The organism is Kitasatospora sp. NPDC023118 (assembly GCF_055560875.1).
The window spans coordinates 1-6,856 of sequence record NZ_JBVHHW010000071.1 but is presented as its reverse complement, the minus strand read 5'-3'; the positions used below and the strand labels follow the sequence as shown (position 1 = coordinate 6,856).

Here is a 6,856-nt window from a genome sequence, read left to right as displayed (position 1 = left end):
CGGGGTTTGACGCCCCGTCCGACGTTTCAAACTCTAGCCGATCCCCGCTCCGAAAAGCGAATCGACCGCAATCCGATAAAACGCGCACGCCGAATAAACACCGAGCCGCACCGCGAGAACGCGAAAACGACCGGAACGAATCGGAAATGGTGTTTCAGAGGATTAGCCGCCCCGGGACCGTCCGCGCAGATGCGTGTCCGGTGCTCCCTGCCAGGCAGCTCGAAGGACTGTACGCGCTTCGGCCGGCGAATGCAAACGGCATGCAGAAGGGCTGGTCGGCCCCGGGAGAGGGGGTCGACCAGCCCTACTGCGGCGCGAGGCTCAGGGGCCCGGGCTCAGCTGTTGGTGGGGAAGCCGAGGTTGATACCGCCGTGCGACGGATCCAGCCAGCGCTGGGTCACGGCCTTGCCGCGGGTGAAGAAGTGCACGCCGTCCGGGCCGTACGCGTGGGTGTCGCCGAAGAGCGAGGCCTTCCAGCCGCCGAAGGAGTAGTAGGCGACCGGCACGGGGATCGGCACGTTGATGCCGACCATGCCGACCTCCACCTCGAACTGGAAGCGCCGGGCCGCGCCGCCGTCGTTGGTGAAGAGGGCGGTGCCGTTGCCGTACGGGTTGGCGTTGATGAGCGCCAGGCCCTCCTCGTAGGAGGCGACGCGCACGACCGAGAGGACCGGGCCGAAGATCTCGTCGTTGTAGACGGACATGCCGGGCTTCACGTGGTCGAACAGCGTGGGGCCGAGCCAGAAGCCGTCCGCGGTCGGGGCGCCGTTCTTGTCCTCGGTGGTGATCGGGTGCTTGCGGCCGTCCACGGCGAGCTCGGCGCCGTCGGCGAGGCCGGACTCGACGTAGGAGGTGACCTTGTCGCGGTGCTGGCCGGTGACCAGCGGGCCCATCTCGGAGTCGCCGTTGCAGCCGGGGCCGACCTTCAGGCCGGCCATCCGGTGCTTGATCTTGTCGACCAGCTCGTCGCCGATCGGGTCGACCGCGACCAGGACGGAGACGGCCATGCAGCGCTCGCCGGCCGCGCCGAAGCCGGCGTTGACGGCGGCGTCGGCGGCGAGGTCGAGGTCGGCGTCCGGCAGGACCAGCATGTGGTTCTTGGCCCCGCCCAGGGCCTGCACGCGCTTGCCGTAGCGGGTGCCGGTCTCGTAGACGTAGCGGGCGATCGGGGTGGAGCCGACGAAGCTGACGGACTTGATGTCCGGGTGCTCCAGCAGGCGGTCGACGGCCACCTTGTCACCGTGCACGACGTTGAAGACGCCGTCCGGCAGCCCGGCCTCCTTCCAGAGCTCGGCCAGGAAGTTGGCGGCCGACGGGTCCTTCTCCGAGGGCTTCACCACGACGGTATTGCCGGCCGCGATGGCGATCGGGAAGAACCACATCGGCACCATCGCCGGGAAGTTGAACGGCGAGATGATCGCGACCGGTCCGAGCGGCTGGCGGATCGAGTAGACGTCGATGCCGGTGGAGGCCTGCTCGGTGAAGCCGCCCTTGAGCAGCTGCGGGATGCCGCAGGCGTACTCCACGACCTCCAGGCCGCGGGCGATCTCGCCCAGCGCGTCCGAGTGCACCTTGCCGTGCTCGGACACGATGATCGAGGCCAGCTCGTCCCGGCGGGCGTTCAGCAGCTCGCGGAAGGCGAAGAGCACCGTGGTCCGCTTGGCCACCGAGGCGGTGCGCCACTCGGCGAAGGCCGAGGCCGCGGCGGCCACGGCCTGGTCGACCTCGGCGATCTCGGCGAAGTCGACGCGGCCGGAGACCTGGCCGGTGGCCGGGTCGAAGATGTCACCGCGGCGGGGCGCCGCGCCGGCGGTGGCGACGGGGCTGCCGCCGATCCAGTGAATGATGTGCTTGCTCAAGGTCCGTCTGCCTCCGAAGTCCCGGGCGGCGTCCTGCCACCGGTCCGGTCTGGCGCCGCCCGCGCGAGGGTTGGGCGACGGGAATTCACGGGGCTACCGCGCTCATCTCCCAGTCTGGTGGCCGTCCCGGCGGGGCTCAACGAACAGGCTGACGGGGATCGCGGATTCAGCCTTACAGGTCGTCCGGTCGCTACTCCGAACGCGTAAACCCCCAGCCCATGACTCAGGGCTCCTCGTCCTCCAGGTACGGGTCGTGCAGCCCGTCCGCCGCCTCCTGGGTCTCCAGCAGGTCCAGCCGCAGGTCCTGTGCCCAGGCCAGCGCCCACCGCTTCAGCCCGTCCACCGACCCGGCCTCGACACCCCGGGCGCGGAACCGGCCGTCCGCGGCCTCGGCCAGCGTCTCCAGTCGGTCGGCGAGCGCGGACGGCTGGAACTCCGGGTCCAACTCTCCAGCCAGTGCGAGCAGTTCGCCCTCCCGGTAGCAGCGGGTGAGGGCGTGCACGTCGATCAGGTCACGCGGCATGCCCCGGTCGACCAGCAGCGCGGTGGTGAGCGCCGCCGCGTCCTCCAGGGCGACCACCGGCAGCACCACCGGCGGCTCGTCCTGTGCCGGGGCGCCCAGGTCGAGCCGGACCGGCCGGTGGCCGAGCGGTTCCTTCCGCAGCTCCACCGAGTGGGCGCGCCCACCCAGCGCCAGCCGTACGGTCAGCTGCTCCAGGCGCGGGGTGCCGGGCCGCTCGACGACTCCGCCGCCCACAGCGCGGTAGGCCTCGGCCAGCGCGGCGCCCACCTCCGGCAGGTCGGCGCCGCCGGTCGCCAGGGTGAGCCCGTCCTGCGCGCAGGCCGCCACGCCGTGGGCACGCAGCGCGTGCCCACCGGCCAGCGCCAGTCCGTACCGGGCGCAGACAGGCGCGGCCAGGGCGGCCAGGCGCAGCTGGGCGCGGCCCGGTCGCAGGGCGGCGTCGACGGCGTGCGGAGCGGTGGTCACACCTCCAGTCTGACGCGACCGCCCGCCCCGTGCGCCGCGCCGCGGGATGCGCGGGCGCTCACCAGCCGGTGAGCCCGGCCGCCGCCTCGTGCAGGGCGAGCTCCAGGAGCGCCGGGTCGTTGAGCCGCCCGGAGCCGTCGGGCGGGACCAGCCATCGCGCGCCCCGGCTGCTGCGTTCGGGGTGCGGGACGACGATCCAGGTGCCCTCCCCCGCGCAGCGCACGCTGGTGCCGACCCAGCGGGCGGCGGTGCCGACCGGCACCAGGAAGCTGACGTGCTCGTCCCCGAAGTCGGTGAGCACCGGGCCCCAGGAGCCGGTGTCCAGCAGGTCCAGCGCAGAGCGCCCGAGCCGTCCGGGGACGGAGAGGACGTCCCAGCGGTGTCCGGCCGGTAGCAGCATCAGGCCCAGCCCGGAGCGTTCCCACTGTGCCCGGAAGGCCTCCGGGTCCGGTGCCACCTGGGCGAGCCAGTGCAGTCCGGTGCTCTCCATGTCGTGTCCCCGCTTCTCGCCGTTCGTCCTGGTCGGACGGCGGGAGACCGAGACCCGCCGTCACCAGGAAGAGGCGGACGGCGGGTCCCTCTTACACGGGTCGCATGACTCAGGTCACGCGGCCCGGATCGCGTGAGCGGGCGCGCTGAGACGGCGCGTTGAGGCGGCGCGCGTGACCCGGGTCGCGTGTCGCGCTGGGCTGGGTCAGCTGTCGAAGCCGAGCCCCAGTCGGTCGAGCGTGCGCAGCCAGAGGTTGCGGTGGCCGCCGTTGCGGTCGGACCGCTCCAGCGACCGGGTGGTGATCTCGATCCCCGCCCAGCGCACCGGTTCGGGCGGGAACGGCAGCGGCTTGGAGCGCACCATGTCCAGCGAGGTGCGTTCGGTGCGCTCGCCGGCGAGCAGGTCGAGCATCACCTCGGCGCCGAAGCGGGTCGCGCCGACGCCGAGCCCGGTGTACCCGACCGCGTAGGCGACCTTGCCCCGGTACGCGGTGTCGAAGAACGCCGAGAACCGGCTGCAGGTGTCGATGGCGCCGCCCCAGGCGTTGGTGAAGCGCAGCCCCTCCAGCTGCGGGAAGCAGCGGAAGAAGTGGTTGGCCAGGGTGCGGAAGGTCTCCGGCCGCTGGTCGTACTCGTGCCGGACGTGGCCGCCGAAGTGGTAGACGGCGTCGTAGCCGCCCCAGAGGATCCGGTTGTCGGCGGAGAGCCGGAAGTAGTGGAACTTGTTGGCGCTGTCGCCCAGCCCCTGCCGGCCGCGCCAGCCGATCGCGGCGAGCTGCTCGTCGTCGAGCGGCTCGGTCATCAGCGCGTAGTCGTACACCGGCACGATGTACGGACGGACGCGCTTGAGCAGGGACGGGAAGACGTTGGTGCCGAGCGCGACCCGGCGGGCGAACACCCGGCCGTACGGGGTGCGGGCGGCCATGCCGCTGCCGTACTCCCGCAGGTCGGTGGCCCGGGTGTGCTCGAAGACCCGCACGCCCTGGCTCAGGCAGGCGTCCTTGAGGCCCCAGGCGAGCTTGGCGGGGTGGACCATCGCCACCCCCTCCTTGTCCCAGAGGCCGCCGAGGAAGGTCGGCGAGTTCACCTCGGCGCGCAGCTGGTCGGCGTCCAGGACGGTGAGGTCGAAGCCGTACCGGGCGACGGCCTCGGCGATCTCGTGCAGCTCCTCGACCTGGTGGGGCTGGGTGGCGATGTCGATCTCGCCGGTGCGCTCCCACTCGGCGTCGATGCCGTAGCGCTTGAGGGCGGCCTCGATGCCGTCGAGGTTGGCGGCGCCGAGGCGTTCCAGCTGGGCGAGTTCGGCGGGCCATCGCTGCAGGCCGTTGCCGAAGCCGTGGGTGAGGCTGGCCGCGCAGAATCCGCCGTTGCGCCCGGACGCGGCCCACCCGACCTCGTTGCCCTCGACCAGCACGACGTCCAGTGAGGGGTCGCGCTCCTTGGCGATGAGGGCGGTCCACAGGCCGGAGTAGCCGCCGCCGACGACCAGCAGGTCGCAGGTGGTGTCGCCGACCAGCGCGGGCAGCGCCTCCGGCCGGCCGGGGTCCTCCAGCCAGAAGGGGGTGGGCCTGGCGTCACTGAGTGCGCGGGCGGAGTCCATGCATTATCAGCCACTTTCTGCGAATAGATGACGGTTGTGAGCCACCGCTGCCGACCGTACGTCAGGCGATACGTCAGACGGTGGCCTTCCGACGGTTGCCGAGCCACTGCCCGACGACGGTCAGCGCGACCGCGGCGACGAACATCGCGGTGCCGATGACGTTCACCTGCACCGGGATGCCGCGCTGCGAGGCGCCCCAGACGAACATCGGGAAGGTGACCGTGGTCGGGCCCGAGTTGAACTGGGTGATGATGAAGTCGTCGAAGGAGAGCGCGAAGCTGAGCAGCGCACCGGCGGCGATTCCGGGCGCGGCCAGCGGCAGGGTGACCCTCAGGAAGGTCTGGGTAGGGGTCGCGTAGAGGTCCTGGGCGGCCTGTTCGAGCCTCGGGTCCATGCTCATCACGCGCGCCTTGACCGCCGTCACCACGAAGCTGAGGCAGAACATGATGTGCGCGATGAGGATGGTGGTGAAGCCGAACGGGATGCGCATGTTGAGGAACAGCGTCCCCAGCGAGGCGGCCATGACCACCTCGGGCATGGCCATCGGCAGGAAGATCATCGCGGTGGTGGCCGAGCGGCCGCGGAAGCGGTAGCGGGCCAGCGCGAAGGCGACCATGGTGCCGAGCACGGTGGCGCCGATGGTGGCGAGCACCGCGATCTGCAGGCTGAGCGAGAGCGACTGGCACATGTCGGCCACGCCGCAGGGGTTGGTCCAGGCGTCGGTGGAGAACTCGTTCCACTCGTAGTTGAACTTGCCGACCGGCTTGTTGAACGAGAAGGCCAGCACGACCAGGTTGGGCAGCACCAGGTAGGCGAGGGCCAGCAGGCCGGCCAGCACCACCAGGTGGGCGCGGATCCACTTGGAAATCCGGGACATCAGACCAGTTCCTCCGTCCCGGCCTTGCGCATGTAGACCGTCACCATGCCCAGGATCAGGGCCATCAGGATGAAGCTCAGCGCGGCCGCCGTGGGGTAGTCGAGCACGTTCAGGAACTGCTTCTGGATGCCGTTGCCGACCATCTGCTCGCTCGGCGAGCCCAGCAGCTGGGCGTTGATGTAGTCGCCGGAGGCCGGGATGAAGGTGAGCAGGGTGCCCGCGACCACGCCCGGCAGCGAGATCGGGAAGGTGACCTTGCGGAAGGTGGTGAACGGCCGGGCGTACAGGTCGCCGGCCGCCTCGTGCAGCCGGGGGTCGATCCGCTCCAGCGAGGTGTACAGCGGCAGGATCATGAACGGCAGGAAGTTGTACGTCAGACCGCAGACCACCGCGAGCGGGGTGGCCAGCACCCGGTCCCCGGAGGTGAGGCCGAGCGCGTTGGTGACGTCCAGGACGTGCAGGGTGTTCAGCGCGCCGACCACCGGCCCGCCGTCGGACAGGATGGTCTTCCAGGCCAGCGTGCGGATCAGGAAGCTGGTGAAGAACGGAGCGATGACCAGGATCAGGATGACGTTGCGCCAGCGCCGGTTCGCCTTGAAGGCGATGGTGTACGCGAGCGGGTAGCCGACGGCCAGGCAGAGCACGGTGGCGATCGCCGCGTAGGAGAACGAGCGGGCGAAGTGCCACTTGTACTCGACCAGGGCGTCCCAGTAGGTCGAGATGTGCCAGGTGACCTTGAATCCCTCTTCGAGCGAGCCGGTCTGCAGTGAGGTGGACGCCTGGTACACCATCGGCACGGCGAAGAACACGACCAGCCAGGCGATGCCGGGCAGCAGCAGCCAGTACGGGGTGAGCTTGCGCCTCGGCTTCGGTTCCCGGCCCGACGACGGGCTGCGATCCGGGGGTACGGCCTGCGGCGGCGCGGCCGGGGTGGTGGTGGTCATGCGGCCTCCGTAAGTTGTTAGGCGGCCCGGGAGGGCCGGATGTGGCTGATGCGGTCTTGCCTTCTGTGGCTCCCGAGGAGTGGCCGTCCGGCTCTCCGG

Annotated in this window: 6 protein-coding genes; all 6 read right to left on the bottom strand. The window is 70.8% G+C overall.

What is annotated here, in order from left to right; all coding sequences use genetic code 11:
• Positions 1–335: 335 nt before the first annotated feature.
• The 6 genes from ACZ3UD_RS37355 to ACZ3UD_RS37330 all read right to left on the bottom strand — a co-directional run bounded on the left by ACZ3UD_RS37355 (position 336) and on the right by ACZ3UD_RS37330 (position 6,757).
• Positions 336–1,859, bottom strand: a complete 1,524-nt coding sequence (locus ACZ3UD_RS37355; protein ID WP_465598470.1) for a CoA-acylating methylmalonate-semialdehyde dehydrogenase — start codon at positions 1,857–1,859, stop codon at positions 336–338.
• 223 nt (positions 1,860–2,082) lie between these two features.
• Positions 2,083–2,847: a nucleotidyl transferase AbiEii/AbiGii toxin family protein gene (locus ACZ3UD_RS37350; RefSeq protein ID WP_465598466.1), complete on the bottom strand. Its 765-nt coding sequence runs from the start codon at positions 2,845–2,847 to the stop codon at positions 2,083–2,085.
• A gap of 58 nt (positions 2,848–2,905) precedes the next feature.
• Complete coding sequence (locus ACZ3UD_RS37345) at positions 2,906–3,337, bottom strand: bifunctional DNA primase/polymerase (RefSeq protein WP_465598463.1); 432 nt, start codon at positions 3,335–3,337, stop codon at positions 2,906–2,908.
• Positions 3,338–3,541: 204 nt separating this feature from the next.
• Positions 3,542–4,936, bottom strand: a complete 1,395-nt coding sequence (locus ACZ3UD_RS37340; protein ID WP_465598460.1) for an NAD(P)/FAD-dependent oxidoreductase — start codon at positions 4,934–4,936, stop codon at positions 3,542–3,544.
• A 73-nt stretch (positions 4,937–5,009) separates the two neighbouring features.
• Positions 5,010–5,813 carry an ABC transporter permease gene (locus ACZ3UD_RS37335; protein ID WP_465598457.1) on the bottom strand — a complete coding sequence of 268 codons (804 nt, stop codon included), beginning with the start codon at positions 5,811–5,813 and terminating at the stop codon, positions 5,010–5,012.
• The gene (locus ACZ3UD_RS37330; protein WP_465598453.1) at positions 5,813–6,757 is read right to left on the bottom strand and encodes an ABC transporter permease; all 945 of its coding nucleotides are present in this window, start codon (positions 6,755–6,757) and stop codon (positions 5,813–5,815) included. Before ACZ3UD_RS37330 ends, ACZ3UD_RS37335 begins: the two co-directional genes overlap by 1 nt.
• Positions 6,758–6,856 lie beyond the last annotated feature (99 nt).